The sequence below is a fragment of the Aliivibrio thorii genome, assembly GCF_057368585.1.
In genome coordinates this window covers 601,032-624,626 of sequence record NZ_CM170654.1, presented here as the reverse complement: position 1 = coordinate 624,626, position 23,595 = coordinate 601,032, and the positions used below count along the sequence as shown (strand labels likewise).

The 23,595-nt window shown below is 39.6% G+C and carries 19 protein-coding genes, 1 other RNA gene and 1 pseudogene; 9 read left to right on the top strand and 12 right to left on the bottom strand.

Annotated features, from left to right (window positions below; genetic code table 11):
- Positions 1 to 5 precede the first annotated feature (5 nt).
- The gene (gene phoB, locus AC2IP4_RS02740; protein ID WP_375321109.1) at positions 6 to 698 is read right to left on the bottom strand and encodes a phosphate regulon transcriptional regulator PhoB; all 693 of its coding nucleotides are present in this window, start codon (positions 696 to 698) and stop codon (positions 6 to 8) included.
- A 214-nt stretch (positions 699 to 912) separates the two neighbouring features.
- Between phoB and rdgC the strand changes: the two genes are divergently transcribed.
- From rdgC to AC2IP4_RS02725, 3 genes are all read left to right on the top strand, one after another.
- Positions 913 to 1,824, top strand: a complete 912-nt coding sequence (gene rdgC, locus AC2IP4_RS02735) for a recombination-associated protein RdgC (protein WP_375322816.1) — start codon at positions 913 to 915, stop codon at positions 1,822 to 1,824.
- Positions 1,825 to 2,132: 308 nt separating this feature from the next.
- A complete protein-coding gene (trhP, locus tag AC2IP4_RS02730; protein ID WP_486310532.1) occupies positions 2,133 to 3,521 on the top strand; it encodes a prephenate-dependent tRNA uridine(34) hydroxylase TrhP in 1,389 nt (462 codons plus the stop codon).
- A 3-nt stretch (positions 3,522 to 3,524) separates the two neighbouring features.
- Complete coding sequence (locus tag AC2IP4_RS02725; protein WP_060991694.1) at positions 3,525 to 3,779, top strand: YfhL family 4Fe-4S dicluster ferredoxin; 255 nt, start codon at positions 3,525 to 3,527, stop codon at positions 3,777 to 3,779.
- 114 nt (positions 3,780 to 3,893) lie between these two features.
- On the opposite strand, the gene AC2IP4_RS02720 is transcribed toward AC2IP4_RS02725, so the two are convergent.
- The 5 genes from AC2IP4_RS02720 to grpE form a co-directional block, all read right to left on the bottom strand.
- Positions 3,894 to 4,988: a DUF3541 domain-containing protein gene (locus AC2IP4_RS02720; protein ID WP_486310531.1), complete on the bottom strand. Its 1,095-nt coding sequence runs from the start codon at positions 4,986 to 4,988 to the stop codon at positions 3,894 to 3,896.
- Between the two features lie 179 nt (positions 4,989 to 5,167).
- Positions 5,168 to 6,313, bottom strand: coding sequence for a molecular chaperone DnaJ (gene dnaJ / locus AC2IP4_RS02715; protein WP_375321111.1), 1,146 nt, complete (start codon positions 6,311 to 6,313; stop codon positions 5,168 to 5,170).
- A 283-nt stretch (positions 6,314 to 6,596) separates the two neighbouring features.
- Positions 6,597 to 8,501: a molecular chaperone DnaK gene (gene dnaK, locus AC2IP4_RS02710; protein WP_375321112.1), complete on the bottom strand. Its 1,905-nt coding sequence runs from the start codon at positions 8,499 to 8,501 to the stop codon at positions 6,597 to 6,599.
- Between the two features lie 219 nt (positions 8,502 to 8,720).
- Positions 8,721 to 9,512, bottom strand: coding sequence for a hypothetical protein (locus AC2IP4_RS02705; RefSeq protein ID WP_486306713.1), 792 nt, complete (start codon positions 9,510 to 9,512; stop codon positions 8,721 to 8,723).
- A gap of 378 nt (positions 9,513 to 9,890) precedes the next feature.
- On the bottom strand, positions 9,891 to 10,475 hold the full coding sequence (gene grpE, locus AC2IP4_RS02700; RefSeq protein ID WP_105055334.1) for a nucleotide exchange factor GrpE: 585 nt from the start codon (positions 10,473 to 10,475) through the stop codon (positions 9,891 to 9,893).
- Positions 10,476 to 10,651: 176 nt separating this feature from the next.
- On the opposite strand from grpE, the gene nadK reads away from it, so the two are divergent.
- The 3 genes from nadK (at position 10,652) to bamE (ending at position 13,902) form a co-directional block, all read left to right on the top strand.
- A complete protein-coding gene (gene nadK, locus AC2IP4_RS02695; protein ID WP_060991703.1) occupies positions 10,652 to 11,536 on the top strand; it encodes an NAD(+) kinase in 885 nt (294 codons plus the stop codon).
- A 126-nt stretch (positions 11,537 to 11,662) separates the two neighbouring features.
- The gene (gene recN / locus AC2IP4_RS02690; protein ID WP_375321114.1) at positions 11,663 to 13,330 is read left to right on the top strand and encodes a DNA repair protein RecN; all 1,668 of its coding nucleotides are present in this window, start codon (positions 11,663 to 11,665) and stop codon (positions 13,328 to 13,330) included.
- Between the two features lie 215 nt (positions 13,331 to 13,545).
- Positions 13,546 to 13,902 (top strand): outer membrane protein assembly factor BamE, encoded by a 357-nt coding sequence (gene bamE, locus AC2IP4_RS02685; RefSeq protein ID WP_105055337.1) that lies wholly within the window; start codon positions 13,546 to 13,548, stop codon positions 13,900 to 13,902.
- 89 nt (positions 13,903 to 13,991) lie between these two features.
- On the opposite strand, the gene AC2IP4_RS02680 is transcribed toward bamE, so the two are convergent.
- The gene (locus AC2IP4_RS02680) at positions 13,992 to 14,303 is read right to left on the bottom strand and encodes an RnfH family protein (RefSeq protein ID WP_105055338.1); all 312 of its coding nucleotides are present in this window, start codon (positions 14,301 to 14,303) and stop codon (positions 13,992 to 13,994) included.
- Complete coding sequence (locus AC2IP4_RS02675) at positions 14,290 to 14,727, bottom strand: SRPBCC family protein (protein ID WP_375321115.1); 438 nt, start codon at positions 14,725 to 14,727, stop codon at positions 14,290 to 14,292. The genes AC2IP4_RS02680 and AC2IP4_RS02675 overlap by 14 nt, the downstream gene beginning before the upstream one ends.
- 101 nt (positions 14,728 to 14,828) lie before the next feature.
- Here AC2IP4_RS02675 and smpB point away from each other — a divergent pair, with 101 nt between their 5' ends.
- The 3 genes from smpB (at position 14,829) to AC2IP4_RS02660 (ending at position 16,724) form a co-directional block, all read left to right on the top strand.
- Positions 14,829 to 15,314: an SsrA-binding protein SmpB gene (gene smpB, locus AC2IP4_RS02670; RefSeq protein WP_060991708.1), complete on the top strand. Its 486-nt coding sequence runs from the start codon at positions 14,829 to 14,831 to the stop codon at positions 15,312 to 15,314.
- A gap of 73 nt (positions 15,315 to 15,387) precedes the next feature.
- Positions 15,388 to 15,754: a transfer-messenger RNA gene (ssrA, locus tag AC2IP4_RS02665) on the top strand.
- 430 nt (positions 15,755 to 16,184) lie between these two features.
- A complete protein-coding gene (locus AC2IP4_RS02660; protein WP_105055360.1) occupies positions 16,185 to 16,724 on the top strand; it encodes a DUF3332 domain-containing protein in 540 nt (179 codons plus the stop codon).
- A 92-nt stretch (positions 16,725 to 16,816) separates the two neighbouring features.
- Here AC2IP4_RS02660 and AC2IP4_RS02655 read toward each other — a convergent pair.
- From AC2IP4_RS02655 to AC2IP4_RS02640, 4 genes and pseudogenes are all read right to left on the bottom strand, one after another.
- Positions 16,817 to 18,201 (bottom strand): annotated as a pseudogene (locus AC2IP4_RS02655) (cytochrome-c peroxidase).
- Between the two features lie 297 nt (positions 18,202 to 18,498).
- Positions 18,499 to 19,959 carry a glutathione synthase gene (locus tag AC2IP4_RS02650; RefSeq protein WP_486306715.1) on the bottom strand — a complete coding sequence of 487 codons (1,461 nt, stop codon included), beginning with the start codon at positions 19,957 to 19,959 and terminating at the stop codon, positions 18,499 to 18,501.
- A gap of 25 nt (positions 19,960 to 19,984) precedes the next feature.
- A complete protein-coding gene (locus AC2IP4_RS02645) occupies positions 19,985 to 21,802 on the bottom strand; it encodes an ABC transporter ATP-binding protein (RefSeq protein ID WP_486310530.1) in 1,818 nt (605 codons plus the stop codon).
- The gene (locus AC2IP4_RS02640) at positions 21,795 to 23,594 is read right to left on the bottom strand and encodes an ABC transporter ATP-binding protein (RefSeq protein WP_375321119.1); all 1,800 of its coding nucleotides are present in this window, start codon (positions 23,592 to 23,594) and stop codon (positions 21,795 to 21,797) included. The genes AC2IP4_RS02645 and AC2IP4_RS02640 overlap by 8 nt, the downstream gene beginning before the upstream one ends.
- Position 23,595 lies beyond the last annotated feature (1 nt).

Sequence of the window (23,595 nt, the reverse complement as noted above, 5' to 3'; positions counted from 1 at the left end):
ATTAATTACGATGCTTGAACAGAAAAACGGTAACCCGCGCCACGAACAGTTTGAACTAAGCGGTCATGCCCCTCTAGCTCTAGCGCTTTACGAAGACGACGAATATGAACATCAACCGTGCGATCTTCTACATACACGTTTGTGCCCCATACATTATTTAATAATTGCTCACGGCTATAAACTCGCTCTTGATGAGTCATAAAGAAATGCAACATTTTAAACTCAGTCGGCCCCATATCTAATGCCTTATCATTCGCGGTTACACGATGTGAAACAGGATCTAGTTTCAAACCTTGAACATCAATCAACTCTTCAACTGATGTTGGAGATACTCGACGAATAACCGCTTTCAAGCGCGCCATTAACTCTTTTGGTGAAAATGGTTTTGTAATGTAATCATCTGCGCCAACTTCAAGACCGCGCACTTTGTCTTCTTCTTCACCGCGAGCGGTGAGCATTACCACTGGAATTTTTTTGGTAAACTCATCACGCTTAAGGTGCTTAATCAAATTAATACCTGAGCCACCTGGCAACATCCAATCCAGCAAAATTAAATCAGGGTAAGGTTCGCAGAGTAAACCAAGCGCAGTGTCATAATCTTCTGCTTCTATTGGTTCATATCCTTTCTGCTCTAATACAAAACACAGCATTTCACGGATTGGCGCTTCATCTTCTACTACAAGGATCCTTCTAGACATTCTTTTTACCTAAATTAGCCAACAAAACTTATAACGCTATTATTAAAGGTAATTATGACACTTTTGTGATCATTGAAAAGAAAAGTTCATAAATTCATCATTCAATTTTCAACCTTATGGGCATTTCCCTAAAATCCCGAAAACTTTGCAAGCATAATGGACCAAAATCTCCTATCATAAGCGCACTTAAAAAAGACAGGAATTCAGCAGCATGATGTGGTTTAAAAATTGTTTAATTTATCGTTTTACTAAAGAGATTGATCTCAATCCTGAACAACTTGAAAAACAACTGAACGATTTCCGTTTCACACCTTGTGGTAGCCAAGACATGCAAAAGTTTGGCTGGGTAACTGCAATGGGCCGTCATGGTGATATGCTAACTCACGTAGCAAGCAAAAATATTCTTATCTGCGCTAAGAAAGAAGAAAAGATGTTACCAGCGTCAGTGATTAAAGAGTCAATGAACGCAAAAATTGATGCTATGGAACTAGAGCAAGGTCGCCCTCTTAAGAAAAAAGAGAAAGACTCTATTAAAGATGACATCGTGATTGATCTTCTTCCTCGCGCTTTTAGCAAACACCAACAAACTTACGCATTAATCTTGCCTGAATCAGGTTTTATTATTGTTGATGCAGGCAGCTACAAAAAAGCAGAAGACGTACTAGCGTTACTGCGTAAATCCATTGGCAGCTTACCTGTTGTTCCTCTTACTTCAACGCAACCTATTGAAAATGCATTAACCGAATGGGTTAAAACAGGCACGACTCCTCAAGGCTTTGAGATGGGTGAAGAAGCAGAACTAAAAGCTATCTTAGAAGATGGCGGCGTGATCCGTTGTAAACAACAAGAATTAGTGTGTGATGAGATCCACGCTCATATTGATGCAAACAAAGTCGTAACGAAGTTAGCACTAACTTGGCAAGACCGTTTAGAGTTTATCCTTGCGGATGACCTATCTCTAAAACGCCTAAAATTCAGCGATGAAATTAAAGACCAAAACGAAGATATTGGTTTTGAAGATAAAGCAGCACGTTTTGATGCTGATTTTTCTCTAATGAGTTCAGAGCTTGATGCTCTGCTGCCTGACCTTTTCAAAGCACTTGGTGGCATTGAAGAGGAAGAGTAAAAGCAGGGTTCAGATCGGTCGCAAGCTCCCTTGAAGGGTTTAGAGGTGCTTGCGGCAAGATCACCAATAAAAAATAATTTTCTTTAATATTATACTGTCAGCAAACACCTCTGAAATCTGCTAGCGCAGCGATCTGAACTCTTAATCCCCTATTTTCTTTGTTGTTTTCTTCAACCTGCAAGCGAGGCGACCTGAAACCTCTCTTTATACCCTAGCACTTCCCTCACTTTCCATGTAAAATCCGGCCTCCTTCATATCCGAGTGATATGACCTGACCTGAGATCAGAATACAACATTGGGAAGCAATCATGTTTAAGCCAGAACTACTTTCGCCTGCGGGCAGCCTTAAAAATATGCGTTATGCGTTTGCCTACGGTGCAGATGCAGTTTATGCAGGCCAGCCACGTTACAGCCTTCGTGTTCGTAACAACGAATTCAACCATGAAAACCTAGAAATCGGCATTAACGAAGCGCACGCGCAAGGTAAAAAACTGTATGTGGTATGCAATATCCAACCACATAACTCAAAGTTAAAAACCTTCATTCGTGACTTAGAGCCAATCGTTGCGATGGGCCCTGACGCATTAATCATGTCAGATCCTGGTTTAATCATGATGGTTCGTGAAGCTTTCCCTGAAGTAGTTATTCACCTGTCAGTTCAAGCTAACGCGGTTAACTGGGCTACAGTGAAATTCTGGTCGACTCAAGGTGTTGAGCGTGTGATCCTATCTCGTGAATTATCACTAGAAGAAATTGAAGAGATCCGTGAACACTGCCCTGATACAGAACTAGAAATTTTTGTACACGGTGCATTATGCATGGCGTACTCTGGTCGCTGCTTACTTTCTGGCTACATGAACAAGCGTGATCCGAACCAAGGTACATGTACTAATGCATGTCGTTGGGAATACAAAGCTGAAGAAGCTAAAGAAGACGAAAACGGTCAAATCGTTGAAGCGAATCCAACCGGTGTTGAGATCCAAGATGTGGAAGTTCAAGACGAACGTCCAGACAACACTCTAGGTTTAGGCAAACCGACTAAAGAAGTAGTTCTTCTTTCTGAAGCACACCGCCCTGAAGAGAAAATGGCTGCATTTGAAGACGAGCATGGTACTTACATCATGAACTCTAAAGATCTTCGTGCTATCCAACACGTAGAGCGCCTAACTAAGATGGGAGTTCACTCTCTTAAAATCGAAGGTCGTACTAAGTCTTTCTACTACTGTGCTCGTACTGCTCAAGTTTATCGTAAAGCGATTGATGATGCAGTTGCAGGCAAACCATTCGATGAAAGCCTAATGGGTACGCTAGAAAGCCTAGCTCACCGTGGTTACACAGAAGGCTTCTTACGTCGTCATACACATGACACATACCAAAATTACGATTACGGCTACTCTATCTCTGATTCTCAACAATTCGTTGGTGAGTTCACAGGTAAACGCCGTGGTGATTTAGCTGAAGTTGATGTTAAGAATAAATTCTTAGTCGGTGACTCTGTAGAGATCATGACACCACAAGGTAACCTAACACTGACTCTAGATGTAATGGAAAACCGTAAGAGTGAAGCTGTTGATGAAGCAAAAGGCAATGGCCATTTTGTGTTTATACCTGTTCCTGCGAACGTTGATTTAGAATACGGTCTTCTAATGCGTAACTTACACACGGGTGAAGATACTCGTAACCCACACGGCAAGTAAGTAATGGCGTTATTGATCAATAAGAAATGCATCAATTGTGATATGTGTGAGCCAGAGTGCCCAAACGAAGCAATCAGCATGGGTGATAATATCTACGAGATTAATCCAGACCTATGCACTGAATGTAAGGGGCATTACGATATCCCTACTTGTCAGTCTGTTTGCCCAATCAACAATTGTGTCGTTTCAGATCCAAACAACATAGAAACAGATGAAGAGTTACTAGAGAAATTCGTTAAGCTTCAAGGCCTAGCGTAAACTAAATACTCTTATCTGATTCAATAAAAATGCCCAGCGATATCATTATCTCTGGGCATTTTTTATTTTATTTACAATGTAAGTGTAAGTGGCTAACAATACAAAGACGTTAGTTTATTTTTTCACTAGGCCATAGGGCTTACTTGTAAATACTCTTGGTTCATTTTGAATCGTTGGCGCGGCATGCGGCGTTTGCCAATCAAGCAACATTATCGCTAATACATTACGGTGCTCACCATCAGTTAAATCAGTACTGTTTGATGTTGATGGCACCATATTCTTCTCACGGTTAATCGCATCTTGAATGTGTTTTTGTGTTTTATAGACTACAGGGTCATCTTCTAACCCTGCCAATAAGAAGGTAATTCCTACTTCTGAAATAATGTCTTCTTTGGCTCTTTCTAAAATAGTATCAATATTATTACGCAGATAATCATATATCCATTGATGATCAGACTCTTTTAGGGGGTATTGATAATATTGAGAGTCGGCTAATAAAATATGCGTTAAGCCATAGATTTTATTGCCATACTGCTGCTTAGAAAGCGCTGCATCTTTATTATCTGGGTAGGCTAATTTGAATGCTTCAACAAACTCATCAACCACATCCTGCTCACCTAATTGACGTAACCAATAAACTTGGTTCGCTAGCTGAGCTGCCCATGCTTTTATCATCGCTTCATCTGTCGCGTATTTTTTAAAATCATAACGACGAATGATTTCTCTTAGCTCTTTATCATTACAATGTTTTAATCCGTACTCGTCTGCTCTTGCCATTGAACCGAGTAAATCGACACCAAGATAAAAATATTCAGGCATGGATTTAGTCGCTTGATAACGTAACATGCTACGGACATCTGTATCATCGACATATGTGCTTAAGCGTTTTTGTGAATAAGCCTCAATTTGTTTAGGAGTGTGTACTTCTGAAGAAAATTGATTAAGTCGACTAGCAACTCGTGCCATATCAGACCAAATAGCAGCAGAGTATTTGGGGTCCATCGTTTGGCGATACATGCGTAAACCATAATGACCCGCTTTAAATGCAGATAAAGTATAGAGCTGAGTTTCATAAGTATGTCGGATAGACTCGGCATCCTGCTTGAAACTTGGTACTGTTTTTCCGCCCTGCATTATGTCTGCACTGGCAGAAGCTAAGCCAAATAATAAAACAATAAATACTAACAATATCCGTTTAAATAACACCATGCCGACTCTCTCATCTATTAAGAAGCTAAAAACACAATTGGTTACATAATAAACGATTAAGTATAAATAATGGTCAAGAGGTGTGAAAAATATATCTTATTATTTGTTTTTGGCATAAAAAAACCTAACAATATAAAATAAATATCATTAGGTTTCAATTTATTTACTGACGGATTAACTTATTTAGTTAAATCATCAAAAAAGTTTTTCACACCAGATAAGAAGCCTTCTGATTTTGGATTATGCTTTTTCGCATCTTTCCCATCAAAAGATTCTTGGAACTCTTGAAGAAGCTCTTTTTGACGCTTAGTCAGTTTAACTGGAGTTTCAACAATCAGTTTAACGATTAAATCACCAGCACTGTGCGTACGAACGCCTTTAACACCCTTACCACGCATACGGAACATACGGCCCGTTTGAGTTTCTAGAGGTACTTTCAAGCTTACGCGACCATCAAGAGTAGGAACTTCAACTTCACCACCTAAAGCAGCCATAGTAAAGCTTACAGGTACTTCGCAGTATAAGTTGTTGCCGTCACGCTCAAAGATGTTGTGTTCCTTGACGTGAACTTGTACATATAGATCGCCAGCTGGAGCGCCGTGCTCTCCTGCTTCACCTTCGCCAGATAATCGAATACGGTCACCAGTATCAACCCCTGATGGGATCTTAACATTAAGCGTTTTCGTCTTTTGAACGCGACCTTCACCATGACAAGAGTTACATGGCTCTTTAATGATCTTACCTTTACCATGACATGTAGGACAGGCCTGCTGTACAGCAAAGAAACCTTGGCGCATTTGAACTTGGCCATGGCCATGACAAGTGCTACAAGTTGATGAAGATGTGCCTTTCTTAGCACCAGTACCTTCACATGGATCACAAGAGACTAATGTTGGTACTTCAATCTCTTTATCACAACCACGAACCGCTTCTTCTAGTGTAAGTTCCATGTTGTAACGTAAATCTGAACCGCGTTGTGCACGCTGTTGAGCGCCGCCACGACGGCCGCCACCAAAGATGTCACCAAACACATCACCAAAGATATCGCCAAAGTCACCTTGACCGCCACCAAAGCCGCCGCCACCGCCCATACCACCTTGTTCAAAGGCTGCATGACCGTATTGATCATAAGCTGAACGCTTTTGAGCATCCGTTAAGATCTCATACGCAACTTTTACTTCTTTAAACTTTTCTGGCGCTGTCTCATCCCCCTGATTACGGTCAGGGTGGAATTTCATCGCTAGACGCTTATAGGCTTTCTTAATATCACGATCAGAAGCATCACGGCTTACGCCCAATACTTCATATAAATCACGTTTAGACATGCTTTGGTCACCAATTCTTTTGATACTGCCGGCAGTGACACCATCAGTATGAGTTCAATCTAGATAATTAGGATCAGCACAAACCGAAAGTGATTATCTAGATTGACCTAATTACAAACTTGCGGGCGGTAGAGAAAACTCCAACGCCCGCAATATATTTTCTATCGAGAAACCGATAATTAATTCATTAAGTTATAAGTCGCTAGTTCAAGGAAAAAGCACGGAGTTTACGTTAGTAAATGAGTACTTTTAACGCCGAAATAGCGGCTTAAAACGACAGGAATTATTTATCCTTAACTTCTTCGAACTCAGCGTCTACTACATCATCTTCTTGCTTAGGTTGCTCACCCGCTTCAGCACCTTGTTGTGCTTGCGCTTTCTGTTGAGCGATTTCCATTAGCTTTTGTGCTGCTTGCATTAGCTCTTGAGTTTTCGCATCGATTACTTCTTTATCATCGCCTGACTTAACGTCTTCTAGTGCTTTGATTGCAGCTTCGATTTTTTCTTTCTCGTCAGCTGGAAGGGCATCGCCTGCTTCTTCGATTTGTTTCTTCGTACCGTGGATCATTTGATCCGCTTGGTTACGTGCTGTTACTAGCTCTTCGAACTTTTTGTCCGCGTCTTTGTTTGCTTCAGCTTCTTGTACCATTGCTTCGATTTCTTCGTCTGTTAGACCACCAGAAGCTTGGATTGTGATCTTCTGCTCTTTACCAGTCGATTTATCTTTTGCAGATACATTTAGGATACCATCAGCATCTAGGTCGAATGTTACTTCGATTTGTGGCATACCACGTGGTGCTGCTTGGATACCTTCTAGGTTAAATTGACCTAGAGATTTATTGTATGTCGCTTGCTTACGCTCGCCTTGAAGTACGTGGATTGTTACCGCACTTTGGTTATCTTCAGCAGTTGAGAACGTTTGGTCCGCTTTAGTTGGGATCGTTGTGTTCTTCTCGATTAGTTTAGTCATTACACCACCCATCGTTTCGATACCGAAAGATAGAGGAGTAACATCTAGAAGAAGGACATCTTTAACGTCACCAGCTAGTACGCCACCTTGAACTGCAGCACCCATTGCTACTGCTTCATCAGGGTTTACGTCACGGCGAGCTTCTTTACCGAAGAAATCAGCAACTTTAGCTTGAACCATAGGCATACGCGTTTGGCCACCAACTAGGATAACGTCAGTGATTTCACTTACTGATAAATCAGCATCAGCTAGAGCCACTTTTAGTGGTTCAAGAGTACGAACTACTAGATCTTCAACTAGAGATTCTAGTTTTGCACGTGTAACTTTAACGTTCATGTGCTTAGGACCTGTTGCATCAGCAGTAACGTAAGGAAGGTTTACGTCAGTTTGTTGAGCTGAAGATAATTCAATCTTCGCTTTTTCTGCTGCTTCTTTAACACGTTGCATTGCTAGAGGATCAGTTTTAAGGTCGATGCCTTGCTCTTTCTTGAACTCATCTACTAGGAAGTTGATCATGCGGTTATCGAAATCTTCACCACCTAGGTGAGTATCGCCGTTTGTTGCAAGCACTTCGAAAGTTTGCTCACCATCAACGTTGTCGATTTCAATGATAGAGATATCGAACGTACCACCACCAAGGTCGTATACTGCGATAGTGCGATCGCCGCCTTTTTTGTCTAGACCGTAAGCTAGCGCTGCTGCTGTTGGTTCGTTGATGATACGTTTAACATCAAGACCTGCGATACGACCAGCATCTTTCGTTGCTTGACGTTGAGCATCGTTAAAGTAAGCAGGTACAGTTACTACTGCGCCAGTCACTTCTTCGCCTAGGAAATCTTCCGCTGTTTTCTTCATTTTCTTAAGAATTTCAGCAGAAACTTGAGGAGCAGCCATTTTTTGGCCTTGCGCTTCAACCCAAGCATCACCGTTGTCAGCTTTAACAATTTTGTACGGCATAATTTGGATATCACGTTGTACTTCTTCGTCTTCAAAACGACGACCGATCAGACGCTTAATCGCAAATAATGTATTTTGTGGGTTAGTAATCGCTTGACGTTTAGCTGGCTGACCTACAAGAGTTTCGCCATCTGTGTATGCAATTACCGATGCCGTTGTACGTTCACCCTCTGCATTCTCTAAAATACGTGGCGTATCGCCATCTAAAACAGCAACACAAGAGTTAGTTGTACCTAAGTCAATACCAATGATCTTACCCATCAGGTTATCTCCAATTTATCTATTTAAACTCACCCAAAACAACTTGGATAAGGACAGGGACTAAATCCCATAATTCATTCTATGAGTAATTAATAAGGGCGCTAAATCACAATTCAAGGGAAACAATAAAAAAAAATCAATTTTATTTTCATCTGAGCAAAAAAAAACCTAACAATCATGTCAGGCTTATCATTCAGAATGTTCTTTAATCATATAAACTTAGTCAAAAGTTTTACAGCCCACGACTTTAGCTTCAATAGGCGGAGGATTTTGTTGCCATTCTTCTTTTGTTAAATAGGTTTTACCACCCGATTTAATGTAGGGGCTATTATCATCCACAATTAATAAGCCATCAGAAGCAACCGTTCCCATATAATACCAAGTTGGTGTTGTAGTTAGATATTGAAAACGACTTCCTCCAGCTCCTGGAAGATAATTAGCATTGGATAAATCACCGTGAGAAACCGATGTATTCACCGTTGGGTAATAATCTGCTCCGGTGCTGATTAACACTTTCGCCGTACTAATATCTTGCTTGCCTTGTGGTTTATCGGGAACCAACCATGCTTTCATTCGAACAAAAGCAGCCAAAACATTTTCAACCTTACTGGTTCCACCATGCAATGGATAATGTTCTGGATGCAATTGATACTCTTTTAAACCATCACCAGAACGGCGGTATGGGACATCTTCAATATATTTAATAATGTTGTGAGAATAATAAGCAGCCCAAGAGACCGATGCTCTATTTACAGTAGCATTGACCCATTCTGCGGTTAGTGGATTCATTGTTCCATCAAGCGATTGAAGTAACCACATATCAGCATCACCAATCACCACACGAACATTTCTCGATATGTTTTTTTGATCTTCAAATACCGTAAACCACGGTGTCATTCCACTCCAAGGTTCAGAGGTTGTGATGCTTTTATCTATAATATCATCAGCCCAATACGAAGGCGCAGCATCACCTCTAGGGATCCCTGTACTATCGTCGCTCCATTCGCCCATCCAGAAGTCGTTGGTGCATTATATACTTTTGCATCATTTGGTAATGCCATTGATGAATAAGTATCAGAAGCAACAACATGTCCTGCAAGGCTCAACGGGCTATAATAGACACAGTGCGCTAAAAAACATTGATGCTAATTTCATATTTTCTTCCATATATTTTAATTTATATCATTCCATGATGATTAAAATGTAGTAAAAAACAAAAGAAATAACGATAGCCAATAGAGTAAATATATAAACCTTTGAAGCCCATTCCTTATTTATGAGGCGAATTCTAACAACAAAGACAACTCATCTTAAAAAAAAGACAAAAAAAAGCGAATTCATTATGAATTCGCTTCATTATCCATCACTTAATTTAATTAAAAATAGTGATTATTGAGCAACCATAACCATTGCAGGGCGAAGTACTTGCTCATTTAATGAGTAGCCTTTTTGCATCACAATCATTACCGTATTTGACTCATGGTCAGGGCTTGCTTGCATACCAATCGCTTGATGAAGTTCAGGATTAAATGCTTCGCCAACTGGATTAATCACTGTTAGACCAAACTTTTCAACCGTTGAAATAAACGTTTGTAGTGTTAATTCAACACCTTCAAGCAAGGCTTTCGCCGCTTCATTTTCTTTATCGCCATTCTCAAGAGCGCGCTCTAGATTATCGATAACAGGAAGCAGTTCACCTGCAAACTTTTTCAACGCATATTTACGCGCTTTATCAATATCACCTTCAGCACGACGACGAACATTTTGCTCTTCTGCTTTAGCTCGTAAAACCGCATCTTGTTGGTCTTTAAGCTGTGCTTGGCTTGCAAGTAATGCTGCTTCTAGTTCCGCGATTTTTGCTTCTTGGTTATCTTCAGCAGATTCATTCCACTCAACATCAGCCTCTGTACCAACGGCTTCAATGTGATCTTCTACTACTGCTTCTTCGTTAACTTTGTTTTCTTCGTTGTTCATTACTGCTTCTCCAGAATGCTAATGATTAGCTATATAAAGCGATCTTAATACAAACCAAGGCATCGCTCTATAAGCAAATTAAAACTTTGTCATTATTATGGGGACTAAATAAAGCGATTCAAGCATAATAGTACTAATTGTAACATTTGTTGCCCATTTCATGACGGATGATGGATATGAAAACAGCCTTTAACGTTATCGCAATCATTGGTAAACCAAGAGACCCAAGTGCAGTAAAAACACATTTAGCTCTCTATAATTGGCTTACTGGATTAAATTACCCTGTATTAATCGATAGCCGTTTACGTGAAGCCCTACCTGATATTCCCGATGAACACTTTAATCACCTATTAAAATTAGGCGAACAAGCCGACCTTGCTATTGTTGTCGGTGGTGATGGAAATATGCTAGGTGCAGCTCGCGTTCTATCCCGTTTCGATATCTCTGTTATTGGTGTTAACAGAGGCAATCTTGGCTTTCTAACCGACCTTGATCCTGATAATTTTGAAGAGCCACTACAGGCTGTATTAAATGGTGAATTCGTCAAAGAAGAGCGTTTTTTATTAGAAGCTGAAGTTCATCGTCATGGTCAGGTTAAAAGTCACAATACCGCTTTTAACGAGGTCGTTCTTCATCCCGGTCAAGTCGCTCATATGATTGAGTTTGAAGTCTATATTGATGAGAGTTTTGCTTTCTCACAACGATCAGATGGCTTAATCATTTCAACACCAACAGGATCAACCGCCTATTCACTTTCCGGTGGTGGACCGATTCTGTCACCAAACCTAAATGCAATCTCAATAGTGCCAATGTTTCCACATACCCTTTCAAGCCGACCACTGGTTGTTGAAGGTAAGCGTCACATTAAATTATTCATTTCACCAGAAAACCGCAGTTCATTAGAAGTGAGCTGTGATGGGCAGGTGTCTTTACCGGTTAGTCCTGGAGATGAAGTTCATATTTTCCAAAGCCCAAGCAAACTAAAGCTTATTCATCCTAAAGATTATAGCTACTATCATGTACTTAGAAATAAGCTTGGTTGGTCAAGTAAACTTTTCTAATCTCTAAATACAGATAAAGATAAGCCACTCACAAAAAGTTAATTTAAACTTTACTGTATAAAGAAACAGTATATACTGTTTCTTTATACAGTGTTTTTAGTGTTTAAATTTCACAGAGAATGGCTTATGTTGGCACATATCAAAATTACTCATTTCGCAATTGTAAAATCATTAGAGCTTGATTTAACCAAAGGCATGACCACTATTACTGGTGAGACTGGTGCAGGTAAATCTATTGCCATTGATGCGCTTGGCTTATGTTTAGGCGATCGCGCCGAAGCTTCTATGGTTCGCCAAGGAGAAGAAAAAGCAGAGATCACCGTACTCTTCACATTAGAAAATAACCTGAATGCTAAACGATGGTTAGAAGACAATGAGCTCTATGATGGTAATGAGTGTATTTTACGCCGCGTAATCACCAAAGAAGGCCGTTCTCGCGGCTTTATCAATGGTAGCCCTGTTCCTGCTGCACAACTAAAAACACTAGGTCATCTACTGATCAATATTCACGGACAGCATGCTCACCATGAATTAATGAAGCCTGACTATCAACTGAATATGTTAGATCAGTATGCGGGGCATGTTTCTTTACTAAATAAAACTCGTAGCCGCTATCAAGCATGGCGCCAAGCGGATAACTCTCTTAAGCAGTTCATTAAAAATAGTCAACAAAATGAAGCTCAAAAGCAATTAATTGAATATCAAATAAAAGAATTAAACGAATTAGCTTTAGGCGAAGAAGAATTCGTACAGCTAGAAGAAGATCATAAACGCCTTTCTAATTCTGGTGAATTAGTTGATTACTGCCAACAAGCAGTATCTGTTCTATATGAAAATGATGAAGTAAATGCACTTCAATTGCTGCAATATGCGAACAATCATATCCAGCAACTTGGTCAATTAGACCCTCAACTAGCGCCATTATCAGAAATGCTTAATGAAGCAATGATTCAAGTTGAAGAAGCTACTCATGAGTTAAAAAATTATTTAGATTGTATCGATGTCGATCCTGAGCAAATAGCATTTGTTGAAGAGCGTTTTAGCCGAGTAATGTCTATGGCTAAAAAACATCACGTACTTGCTGAAGAACTGTATGAACACCATCAACAATTATTAGCAGAATACGATCGTCTTGATTGCTCAGATGAAAAACGTGAGCAACGAGAGCAAGAAGTCGAAGAGCTAAAACTGCACTTTTTAGAAGCAGCCCATAAGCTCACGAAGAGCCGTCAACGTTATGCAAAAGAATTAAACAACAAAATCACCGAAAGTATGCAAACGTTAAGCATGGAAAAAGCGGTATTTGATATCCAAATAGAAAGCGATGGTGTCACTAAAATATCACCGCTTGGTATAGATACCTTATGCTTTAAAGTTTCAACAAACCCAGGTCAACCTTTGCACCCTATCGCAAAAGTAGCCTCTGGTGGTGAGTTATCTCGTATCTCATTAGCAATTCAAGTAATCACCGCTCAAAAAGTCGATACGCCAAGTTTGATTTTTGATGAAGTTGATGTGGGTATTAGTGGGCCAACCGCCGCAGTCGTTGGCAAAATGCTACGAACTCTTGGTGAATCAACCCAAGTACTTTGTGTTACCCACCTGCCTCAGGTTGCAGGTTGCGGACATAACCAATTATTTGTTGCTAAGCACACTAACTCAGGTAAAACAGAAACTCAAATGCGAGCATTAAGCACAGAAGAGCGCATCGAAGAGCTAGCTCGTTTACTAGGTGGTACACAAATTACAGACCACACATTAGCAAATGCAAAAGAGTTACTAAATGCCGCTTAATCACAACAATTTACTACTGATATAACCTCAAAAAGCCAATATTGAACTCATGATATTGGCTTTTTTGTCTCCATTTACCTTTAAAACCCACCATAGAATGCAACTAGATTCAAAATTTAGTGTCAAAACACACCAGAACACGCTTAACCTTTTTACTTATTAGGTCAGCTTGTTTATCATCTAATCATTATTTTAAAGGCTAAGCTGTACGAACTATGCAATTCAAAAAATGGATCATTGCTCTACCCCTTGCTGTTGGGCTTCTGGGTGGTTGCTCGCTATTAGAACCATTGGTGTATCGAATCGATATTGCCCAAGGTAACTACGTCGAACAGGAAGCCGTCGATAAACTGCGATTTGGAATGACAAAACAGCAGGTACAGTTTGTTATGGGTTCTCCAATGCTTGTTGAATCAGGCTACCCAAATACTTGGTACTATATTTATCTATTTACTCATGGCCATGAAGATTCAGTTCAAAAAGATCTTATTGTTCATTTTGATGACAATGGAAATTTAACCAGTCTCGACGGTGTATTTCCTATGAGTGATAATTTCTACGAAAAGATTTAATTTTCTTTTTAAAGATTCGTGTAAAATACAAAAAACCGGAGTACCTAAACGAACTCCGGTTTTTTATTCACTTTAAAAAGCCATTTAAACTATTTCTTTCTTGCTTCTTTTTTCGCTTGCTCTGCTCGTTTTCGACGAATTTCTTTTGGATCAGCCAATAAAGGACGATAAATTTCAATACGATCTTTATCTCTAATCGTCGCATCCAGTTTTATATTTCGACTGAACACTCCTACCTTATTCACTTTGAGGTCAATATCAGAATAACGCTCTAATACACCAGATTGCCTAATGATCTCTTCTACGGTTTGTTCCGCTTTTACAGCAAGCTTAAAAACCACTTGCTCAGTTGGTAGTGCGTACACTACTTCCACGTGAATCATCTCATTAATTACTGACATAAACCTGCTTCGCTCTTTGAGTAAATGAATTCACCATATTATTGGTTAGTTCTTGAAATACTTTACCAAACGCCATTGCAACTAAAGCATTAGAAAATTCAAACTCAAGCTTCAATTCTACTTTACACGCCGTTTCATCCAACGCAATAAAGTGCCAACCACCAGTAAGAGATTTGAAAGGGCCATCGACTAAATTCATACCAATAACTTGAGAATCAACCAGCGTATTCTTTGTCGTAAATGTTTTCTTTATCCCAGCTTTAGCTACATCAACAGATGCAACCATTGCCCCTTCTGTTTGCTCGATAATCTTTGAGCCAGAGCACCCTGGTAAAAATCTAGGGTATGAAGCAACATCATTGACTAAATCGTACATCTGCTTTGCGCTAAACGGCACTAATGCAGATCGGCTAACCTGTGGCATAAATTATCCTTTACATTATAGAGGTAAGCATCATACCATCTTGATGTTAAGAGCCAAACTACTTCCCCAACTCTCAACTAATAACGTATAATGTGGGCATTATGGCAAAGAAAAAATCTAAAGATAAAGCGGGCAGTAATACCATTGCTATGAACAAGCAAGCTCGCCACGAATATTTCATTGAAGATGAAATCGAAGCTGGGGTTGAACTCCAAGGCTGGGAAGTTAAATCTCTTCGTTCTGGTAAAGTTAATATCGCGGAAAGTTACGTTTATGTCCGTGATGGTGAAATTTTTATTAGTGGTATGAACATCACTCCACTACAAGCGGCATCGACTCATGTTGTAGCGAATCCAACTCGTATTCGTAAATTACTAATGAGCCGCAAAGAAATTGATAACCTTATTGGTCGTGTAAACCGTGAAGGTATGACGTTAGTAGCAACAACAATGTACTGGGTTCGCTCTTGGGCGAAAATCAAAGTTGGCGTAGCTAAAGGTAAAAAACTGCACGATAAACGTACAGATTCAAAAGAAAAAGACTGGAATCGAGATAAAGCACGAATTATGAAGAGTAGTTTGCGTTAATTTCAACCAGTTAGATTGATACTAACTAGACAGACGCTGTTTTTCTGTTAGTATCATCTGGTAACAAAACTTTGGGGCTGATTCAGGATTCGACGGGAATTTTGAAACCCGAGGAGCATGTCGTGGGGCGGTTGGCCACGTAAAAAGCCGCAAAAAAATAGTCGCAAACGACGAAAACTACGCACTAGCAGCTTAATAACCTGCTCAGAGCTCTCCTGCCCTAGCTTCCGTTTGTAAGACGGGGAATAACAGGGGATCAAACCCAAACGAACTAGAATGGATTCTCCCACCTGAGAGATGAAGTTCGAATTATAATTCAGGTTAGCCATAAGATAGCGTGTCGGTTCGCAGTTTTACGGTGAAATTAAAGATCGACTAAACATGTAGCGCCAACGGTGAACGGTTTTCGGACGGGGGTTCAAATCCCCCCAGCTCCACCAAACGTTTGGAAAAGCCCAGCTTCGAAAGAGGTTGGGCTTTTTTGTGTCTGTACATATAGCCTTTATTTAAAAGAGACTATCTGGCCAATTACTCACACATGATTCTTAAAAACACAATTCTTATTCATTATACCAATCGTAGTAAATCACTGTTCATCCTAACTGGTTAAAATGCTCGATAACTGCGTTGAAATTTTTGATTGTAGAATACCTACTTATCGAGGCTATTTATCGAAAGTACCGTCTTGTTCTCAAGCATTTTTCCTGCGCTATGTCTGATCACTTACTTACTGTGTTTGGTATTACTTTTTTGCACTTCCGCACATAATAAAAAATAAATGATTAAATATTAGCGCCCTTCTCTACTCATTAAAGAATTAACTACTATGTTAATAGTTCTAGCAAAGTACTTAACGGTAAGTGAGGGAACATGAAAAAAACATTTGTAAAAGTTGTGGCAATGACCGCTGTAGCCGTCAGTTTATCAGGATGTGTTGGTAGTATGGCAGTGACTGGGAAACTAATGCAATTCAACGTTGAAGTCGTAGATAACCGATACGCTCGAGCGGGAGTGAACTTTTTATTATCACCCGTTTATGCAATTACAACCGCCGCCGATTATATCGTTTTTAACTCGCTTGAATTCTGGACGGGGAAAAACCCAATTAATGGCTCTCCACACATCTTTGATAGTAAAACCGAAACCATGCTAAATATTAATGACGATTTAGATGACTCATTAAAAACAGCACCTGTAGCCCCTATCACCCTGCAAAGAACTTATGAAACAGGTGAATTTCAACAAATCGATGAAAATACGATTCAAATGGATATTACGTACTCAAACGGAGATAAAGCAACGCTTCTTGGTTTAAAAAATGATAACCAAGTAAGTTACTTCATTGATGGCGTACTCGTTGCTGAAACGACGATTGAACAACTGCAAGAACTCGCAGCATCAAAAGCATAGTTTTTTACTAAATCAATACCTACATTAACCATGTAAAAAGCCCAATAATCTTAATATTGGGCTTTTCTTTTTGTCACTTATTAATCCTAAAATTAATTCAACATTTGACCTTTATAATCACCAGTTAATGTCTTCAAGTAAGCACTAATATCCGCGATCTCACTATAACTCAATGTGACCCCGACTTGGTATTCAGCCATTACAGCAACCGCCTCATCCAATGAATTAACACTGCCGTCATGGAAATAAGGCGCAGTAAGTGCAATATTTCGTAACGTTGGGACCTTAAAACGATTCATATCATAGGCTTTATTTGTCACATTAAACCGACCATTATCCACCTCAGATACATTCCCCCTCTGAGTAAAGTAATCTGCTTTTAATCCCATGACTTCAAATGTCTGCCCGCCCATCGCTTGACCAGCATGACACGTCGAGCATTTATTTTGCTTAAATAGCTCATAGCCATTTTTTTCTTGTGCATTCAATGCTAAATCGTCACCTTTTAAGAACTGATCAAAACGACTGTTTGGTGTAATTAGAGTTTTCTCAAACTCAGCAATCGCATCAGTTATATTGTCCCCCGTGATACCATCAGGGTAGATTTTAGCAAAAGCAGCTTTAACTCCCTCATCAAGCCTAACTTTTGAGTGATTTGCTCCCATGAAGTCGATCCCATTTCAATTGGATTCATAGGAGGGCCTCCTGCTTGTTCTTGTAAGTCACTTGCTCGACCATCCCAGAACTGGTGAATATTATAAGAAGAGTTAAATACTGTTGGTGCATTAATGGGACCTTTAGCCCCATTAATGCCTGTAGATGTTGTTAACCTATCAACCCCACCTGTTGATAAGGAGTGACAACTTGAACACGCAACAGTGTTATCACCCGACAAGCGGGTATCATGATAAAGCACTTCACCTAAAGCCACTTTATCATTATCAACTTTTATAGCGTCATTAATGGGCTGAATCGCTTCATATTTAAATGCTTCGCTTGCTAATGACTGTTTATTTTCTTGCTCTTGTTTAATCCACGTACGTAAAGTCTGCTTTTCATCATCAGATAAACTTGAACGCCAATGCATTGATAAATACGCTTTAGGAGGCATGGATGAATCATTTAATACGCCGCTAATTTTAGCTAAAGCAACATCGGATATTTCATTACCTTTAGAAAAACTAGATAAAACATCATCAAACTGAAAATGACGTAATCCACTTTCAACGTCTTTTTGCATAATTTGTTTCGCGATAGGAAAATTGGCATAAAAAGGCATTTCGCTATTATCTGTATGGCAATAACTACAACCATTTTCAGTTAATACTTTAAAAGCAGCAGAAGATACAGGATCATTTTTACTGTTTGATTGCGCTAATTTAGTGTCACTTAATGTCCGGTCTGACGAATCTACTACATACACCGAGCCAAAATAAGCAATAGCTCCTAAACCTATAATCAATCCTAATTTTTTCATAACTTTCTCCTGCTGCATGAATGTCTGCACACGATAGAGAGAAAAAATCCCTCTTTCCAAGGAAGAAATACCATGATAATCATCGCTTTAATCGATAATGTAATCTCACAACACTAAATAGCCTTATTTTTCATAATGATAAATAACTCTCGGCAGGTAGATGTTTTTATAATGTTAAATAACTAACGTTCTATTTATTATCCAAGATCAATTTTATAAACTTGAATTATTTATTAAAAAACATAAAAAAGCCCAATATAAAAATAATATTGGGCTCTATATTAGATATAGGTTGTATTAATCAATTAAAACCAGTGAATCTAAAATTCCCTTACCACTGTGAATTCCACCCTCGTTTTCACTGGCAGGTTTACTGCGAATTAAATATCCCGCATAGCCATCTAGCTCTGTTACTGGCTTATCATTGTAATACGCCGTAAATAAGCCAATTTCACTGACCAAATCGTTCACTAGCGTTTGCTCACCATCACGCACTGCAATGGTAGGAGTATCTCTCTCATGGGGATACAAGCGTTGCATTAACGCCCATGCATCGTACTCTTCTGGTGCTAACTGATTTAATTTTTCTGCGATATCCTGACCAAAAATACAATGACCACCACCTTCTCCTTGGTTTTTTAATACCCATTGATTTTGGTCTGCTTCTGTCGTAAACCAATCTATCGTTTGCGTATTAATCGGCTTCATCTCTGCCAGCACACTTTTAACTAATTGAGCCTCTTCTAATGTTAGTCCCCAGCGAGCATATTCAGTTTCTGGCATCATGGTTAATAACATTTGCATTGATTTACTGGTCGCTAATTGCTGGCTAATTGTTGCGTTAACTGCGACATGATGCTGTTCAATAAGCAATCGTGTTTGGCTTAGCGTCTGACAACAGACTTTCTCATTTAATTCCGGTGCGAAATAATCTTCATATTGATAACCCGCACGTAAATAAACAACATCAATGGCCCCTACGTTCTCAAGTAACAATCGCTTACTTTCACCACTAGAAAGCTGAGTACTTAACTGCTCAAAGGTACGTCTTACTGTGCGTATTCCTTGTTTTTGCAACTCAACTTCAAGTAAATGTTGGTCATAAACGTTATCTTCATTCTTCTGAACCACCATTAAAAACGTAGGTTTACCTTGGTCTGAAAAATCCGTTTTAATCGCTCTCGCAGTAGTTGCAACACCATAGGCCAATTGCTCCAAACCATGATTATCCGCAGGTACCGCTGAGCTGTCTTCAATCCATTGATTATAAGTATCAGGCCATTGATGTTTCATAAAAGAGTGGAACTCAGCTGCTCGCTGCCCAAACGGCCCCATCCCTGCTGCGATGCCATTAAATTCAATGACTTTTGCGCCGTGCTGACGGTCATCCATAAAATCAGTTCGCATCAATAATAATGGCTTACGCTCGGCAACTAGTTTATTACCTGCATCACCATGCAATTGTTGATGTCGTGACATTAATAAACCAAAGAAAGGATCGGCTTTTGCCATATTACTTAATGATGTTTGCAGGAAATCATGATCTTCAGAGACATTATGAATAAGCTTAGTTATCAATGGGGTCACTGTTAATAAATGATTATACACTTCGCGCTCAATACTCATTGGGGCGATACTAAATGGACAGTGTCGTGCTGTATTATCTGCTTGTCGAAAAGCCACACCGTGCATAATCGCCCACTCACAAGCGTCTTCAATAATTTGTTGAGAAACAAACGGTTTTTTTTCTGTATTCATTTTAATTACTCTTAAATTAAATAATTCAAGCAGCGGTAATGCTAGCTAAACCCAGCGTGCTGTTCTGATGTTCATCTTCTTCTTGTGCTTTTTGCGTTAAATATAACTCTCTATAATCACCCGCTTGCACAATAAGTTCATCATGAGTGCCACTTTGAACCACTTTTCCTTTGTTCATTACTAATATTTGGTCGGCATTTTTAATGGTTGATAATCGATGCGCGACCATAATGACCGTTTTCCCATCTCGAATATTTTCTAATGCCGCTTTTACTGTCTCTTCCGTCTCACTATCAATGTTAGCCGTTGCCTCATCTAAAAGAAAAATGCTTGGGTTATGTGATAAGGCACGAGCCAGAGCTAACAGTTGTCGCTCTCCTACAGAAAACGAACCTCCACCGTGACCAGGATGATAATCATAGCCATCGGTAAGACGTTTAATAAAGTGATCAGCGTTAACTTGTTGCGCCGCTAGCATCACTTTTTCTTCGTTTGGCCTATCATGAGATAAATCGATATTTTCTTTTATTGAACCACTAAAAATCGTTGGATCTTGAGAAACCAGACCAAATAATTTACGTAATTGGACTTCAGGTAAAGATTCAATCGGCTGACCTCCAATTAAAATAGAGCCTTGTTGCTGTTGATAGAATCGCATCAGCAAATTAATCACCGAGCTTTTGCCACTGCCAGTATGACCAACTATCGCTGTAAACTGCCCTCCTTTAGCCACAAAATTCACATCAGATAAGACCAAATTACCTTCGTCATAACTTAAATCAACATGACGAAACTCAATGTCATGCGGCGCTGAGATTTCAACATGTTCTTGTGGATAGCGGTTCTGTTCTGATTGCTCATCCAATAATTCAAATACACGTTTTGATGCAACCGTTGCCACCTGTAATTTACGTAGCTCCATTGAAAGCTGACGGAACGGGTCAAAGAAACGTTCGATGTAGTTCAAAAATGCGTATAACGTACCCACTTCAACTGCGGTAGTTAATGATCCATAAGCAAACCACGCCACAATTCCTGCTGCCGTTAGATTCGACACTAAACGGGTTAATGGGATCAGCATGAAGCTATCTATTGCGATTGATTTGGTTCTAAACTCAAACCAGCGTTGGTTTTCTTGCTCAAATTTTTCTTTAAATGCTTTTTCTTGATTAAACGCTTGGATCAGCGCCATTCCTTGTAGCGATTCATTAATGCGTCCATTGATATTGCTGATCTGCTCTCGAATGCCATTAAACACTGGCATTGAGATTTTTCGATACAAATGCATTGTTGTCAGTAATATCGGGATCAATACCAAACTTAATAGCATCAAGCGCCAATCCAAGATCGCTATCGCAATAAATATCGCAATGATGCGTAAACTGCCTTGAATGATCGTCGGTATCGTTGAAACAAACATATCACGCATGGATTCTGTATCATTGGTAATATAAGAAACCAATTTACCGGCAGATAATTTATCAAAAGTACTGATCGAGAAATTCAACACATGATTAAACAGCTGTTTTCTCACATCATTAATCACCAACAAGGCACTATGACGAAATGATACGGCTTGCAAGTACGTAAATAACGCCGATATCACATAAAACAACATCACCAAGCTAACAAGACCAATCAGGTGTGGCCACTCAAACTGTTGCGGTACGATTACCTCATCAAGGATAATCTTTGCTAGCCATGGAATCGCCATTTCAGCACTTATCGCTACCGTTAGCATCATAAAGGCGACAATAAAACGTGCTTTATGAGGTAAAGAATAGGCTAATAACCGCTTAAATAAAAAAACATCACTAGGCTGTTGTGCATTGTCTTCACGCATGAGATCCCCCCTCTGATTTTGCCCCTTGAATATTCTCACTTGGGATATCTTCAATAACGGTATTTAGCTGACTTTGTCGTTGGTAAACCATTGAATACCAACCTTGATTAGCCAACAGATCATGATGTGACCCTTGCTCTTCAATTTGCCCTTCATTTAATACAAAGATCCGATCTGCTTCGATTAAATTAGGTAAACGTTGAGTCACTAATAACATGGTTTTATGGCTGTAATTTGCTTTTAGATTTCGACGGACAATTACTTCTGTTTTAATGTCTAACGCACTGAATGGATCATCCAACAACAGAATATCCGCATCAGATAGTAAAGCTCTTGCCAGTGTTAATCGCTGACGTTGCCCACCAGAAAGATTACTTCCTCCTTCTCGCAATTCAGTATTAAACCCATCAGGCATGGCATCAATTTCACTTTTAATTCCCGCCATCTCTGCAACATGTTTAATTTGCTCTTCTGTTGCCTCCGGTTTAGCCAGTGCGATATTTTCAGCAATAGAGCCTGAAAAAAGAAATGGCTTTTGTGGAACCCACGCCATCTTGCTGCGTAATGAATGAAACGTTAATGATTCAACAGAATGACCATCAATACTTATATTTGATGAGCTTTGTAACTCGAACTGCCTTAGGATCAATTGTAATAAGGTACTCTTTCCACTGCCGGTTGGTCCGGTTATACCAACAAAGCCACCTTCAGCTACCGTCATATTAATGTGTTCTAATGCTCGGCGATTCGAGTTCTGGTAAGAAAATGAAGCGATATTAATATTCAGCGTTGCTTTCGCATCAGTTGGTAATGTAACGGTACCTTCTGCCACTTCTTCTTTTTCTGAAAAAAGTGCCTCTAAGCGTTTCCACGACGTACTGCCACGTTGGAAAACATTAAACTGCCAACCAAATTGTAGAAATGGTCCTAATAATTGCCCAAGGTATAACGTAAACGTAGTAAACAAACCCACTGAGATCTGATCGTGGCTTATTAACCACGCACCATAAGCCAATGAAATAACAAATGATAAGCCGTAAATTAACTGGATAGTTGGTGCAAATGCGGCATCCACTTTCGCAACTGCTAAATTTGCTTCTAATGTTTCATCCAATGTTTTACCAAAGCGTTGCTCTTGACGCTGCCCAATACCATGAGAGCGAACGGCACGAATACCAGAAACAGTTTCACGCGCTTCTTCATTTAAATGAGCGAAACTTGCTTGCGCGCGACCAAATGTTTTATGCAGATTAGTACCATAATGTTTAGTGATATAAACCAATAACGGAAACGGTAATAGTGCAACAGCAGTAAGCTCACCACTCACAATGAATATCATGCCAAAAATAACAGTCAAACCGGCGATAAAGGAATCGACTAAGGTCATAACCCCCATTCCTGTTGCCTCTTCAACCGCATTCAAATCATTCGTGGCATGAGCCATTAAATCACCCGTACTTCGACGAGAATAAAATGACGGTGACAACCTTGAAAACTTTTTAAATAAGTCTCGACGCAGCACTTTCGCAATAGCAATAGAAGCCCCATACAATTGACTTTGCCACACATAGCGTAAGCCATACATTGCAATTGCAGAGAGAGCAATACCACCAATATGAATCAACAAATATGACATGGTTAATTCGTTGGCACTGATGCTATCGATAATGCGCCCAATTAACCAAGAAGGCACCAAGCTTAATAAGGCCACCACTTGCAATGCGATAATGGCAATAATGTATTGGCGAGAAAATATCTTGATGTAACCGCGCAATTTCCACAAAATATTCATT

What these genes read in the sequence shown, in the direction of transcription:
- phoB (WP_375321109.1), bottom strand. Translation starts at nt 698, where the DNA reads ATGTCTAGAAGGATCCTTGTAGTAGAAGATGAAGCGCCAATCCGTGAA.
- rdgC (WP_375322816.1), top strand. Translation starts at nt 913, where the DNA reads ATGTGGTTTAAAAATTGTTTAATTTATCGTTTTACTAAAGAGATTGAT.
- trhP (WP_486310532.1), top strand. Translation starts at nt 2,133, where the DNA reads ATGTTTAAGCCAGAACTACTTTCGCCTGCGGGCAGCCTTAAAAATATG.
- AC2IP4_RS02725 (WP_060991694.1), top strand. Translation starts at nt 3,525, where the DNA reads ATGGCGTTATTGATCAATAAGAAATGCATCAATTGTGATATGTGTGAG.
- AC2IP4_RS02720 (WP_486310531.1), bottom strand. Translation starts at nt 4,988, where the DNA reads ATGGTGTTATTTAAACGGATATTGTTAGTATTTATTGTTTTATTATTT.
- dnaJ (WP_375321111.1), bottom strand. Translation starts at nt 6,313, where the DNA reads ATGTCTAAACGTGATTTATATGAAGTATTGGGCGTAAGCCGTGATGCT.
- dnaK (WP_375321112.1), bottom strand. Translation starts at nt 8,501, where the DNA reads ATGGGTAAGATCATTGGTATTGACTTAGGTACAACTAACTCTTGTGTT.
- AC2IP4_RS02705 (WP_486306713.1), bottom strand. Translation starts at nt 9,512, where the DNA reads ATGGGCGAATGGAGCGACGATAGTACAGGGATCCCTAGAGGTGATGCT.
- grpE (WP_105055334.1), bottom strand. Translation starts at nt 10,475, where the DNA reads ATGAACAACGAAGAAAACAAAGTTAACGAAGAAGCAGTAGTAGAAGAT.
- nadK (WP_060991703.1), top strand. Translation starts at nt 10,652, where the DNA reads ATGAAAACAGCCTTTAACGTTATCGCAATCATTGGTAAACCAAGAGAC.
- recN (WP_375321114.1), top strand. Translation starts at nt 11,663, where the DNA reads ATGTTGGCACATATCAAAATTACTCATTTCGCAATTGTAAAATCATTA.
- bamE (WP_105055337.1), top strand. Translation starts at nt 13,546, where the DNA reads ATGCAATTCAAAAAATGGATCATTGCTCTACCCCTTGCTGTTGGGCTT.
- AC2IP4_RS02680 (WP_105055338.1), bottom strand. Translation starts at nt 14,303, where the DNA reads ATGTCAGTAATTAATGAGATGATTCACGTGGAAGTAGTGTACGCACTA.
- AC2IP4_RS02675 (WP_375321115.1), bottom strand. Translation starts at nt 14,727, where the DNA reads ATGCCACAGGTTAGCCGATCTGCATTAGTGCCGTTTAGCGCAAAGCAG.
- smpB (WP_060991708.1), top strand. Translation starts at nt 14,829, where the DNA reads ATGGCAAAGAAAAAATCTAAAGATAAAGCGGGCAGTAATACCATTGCT.
- AC2IP4_RS02660 (WP_105055360.1), top strand. Translation starts at nt 16,185, where the DNA reads ATGAAAAAAACATTTGTAAAAGTTGTGGCAATGACCGCTGTAGCCGTC.
- AC2IP4_RS02650 (WP_486306715.1), bottom strand. Translation starts at nt 19,959, where the DNA reads ATGAATACAGAAAAAAAACCGTTTGTTTCTCAACAAATTATTGAAGAC.
- AC2IP4_RS02645 (WP_486310530.1), bottom strand. Translation starts at nt 21,802, where the DNA reads ATGCGTGAAGACAATGCACAACAGCCTAGTGATGTTTTTTTATTTAAG.
- AC2IP4_RS02640 (WP_375321119.1), bottom strand. Translation starts at nt 23,594, where the DNA reads ATGAATATTTTGTGGAAATTGCGCGGTTACATCAAGATATTTTCTCGC.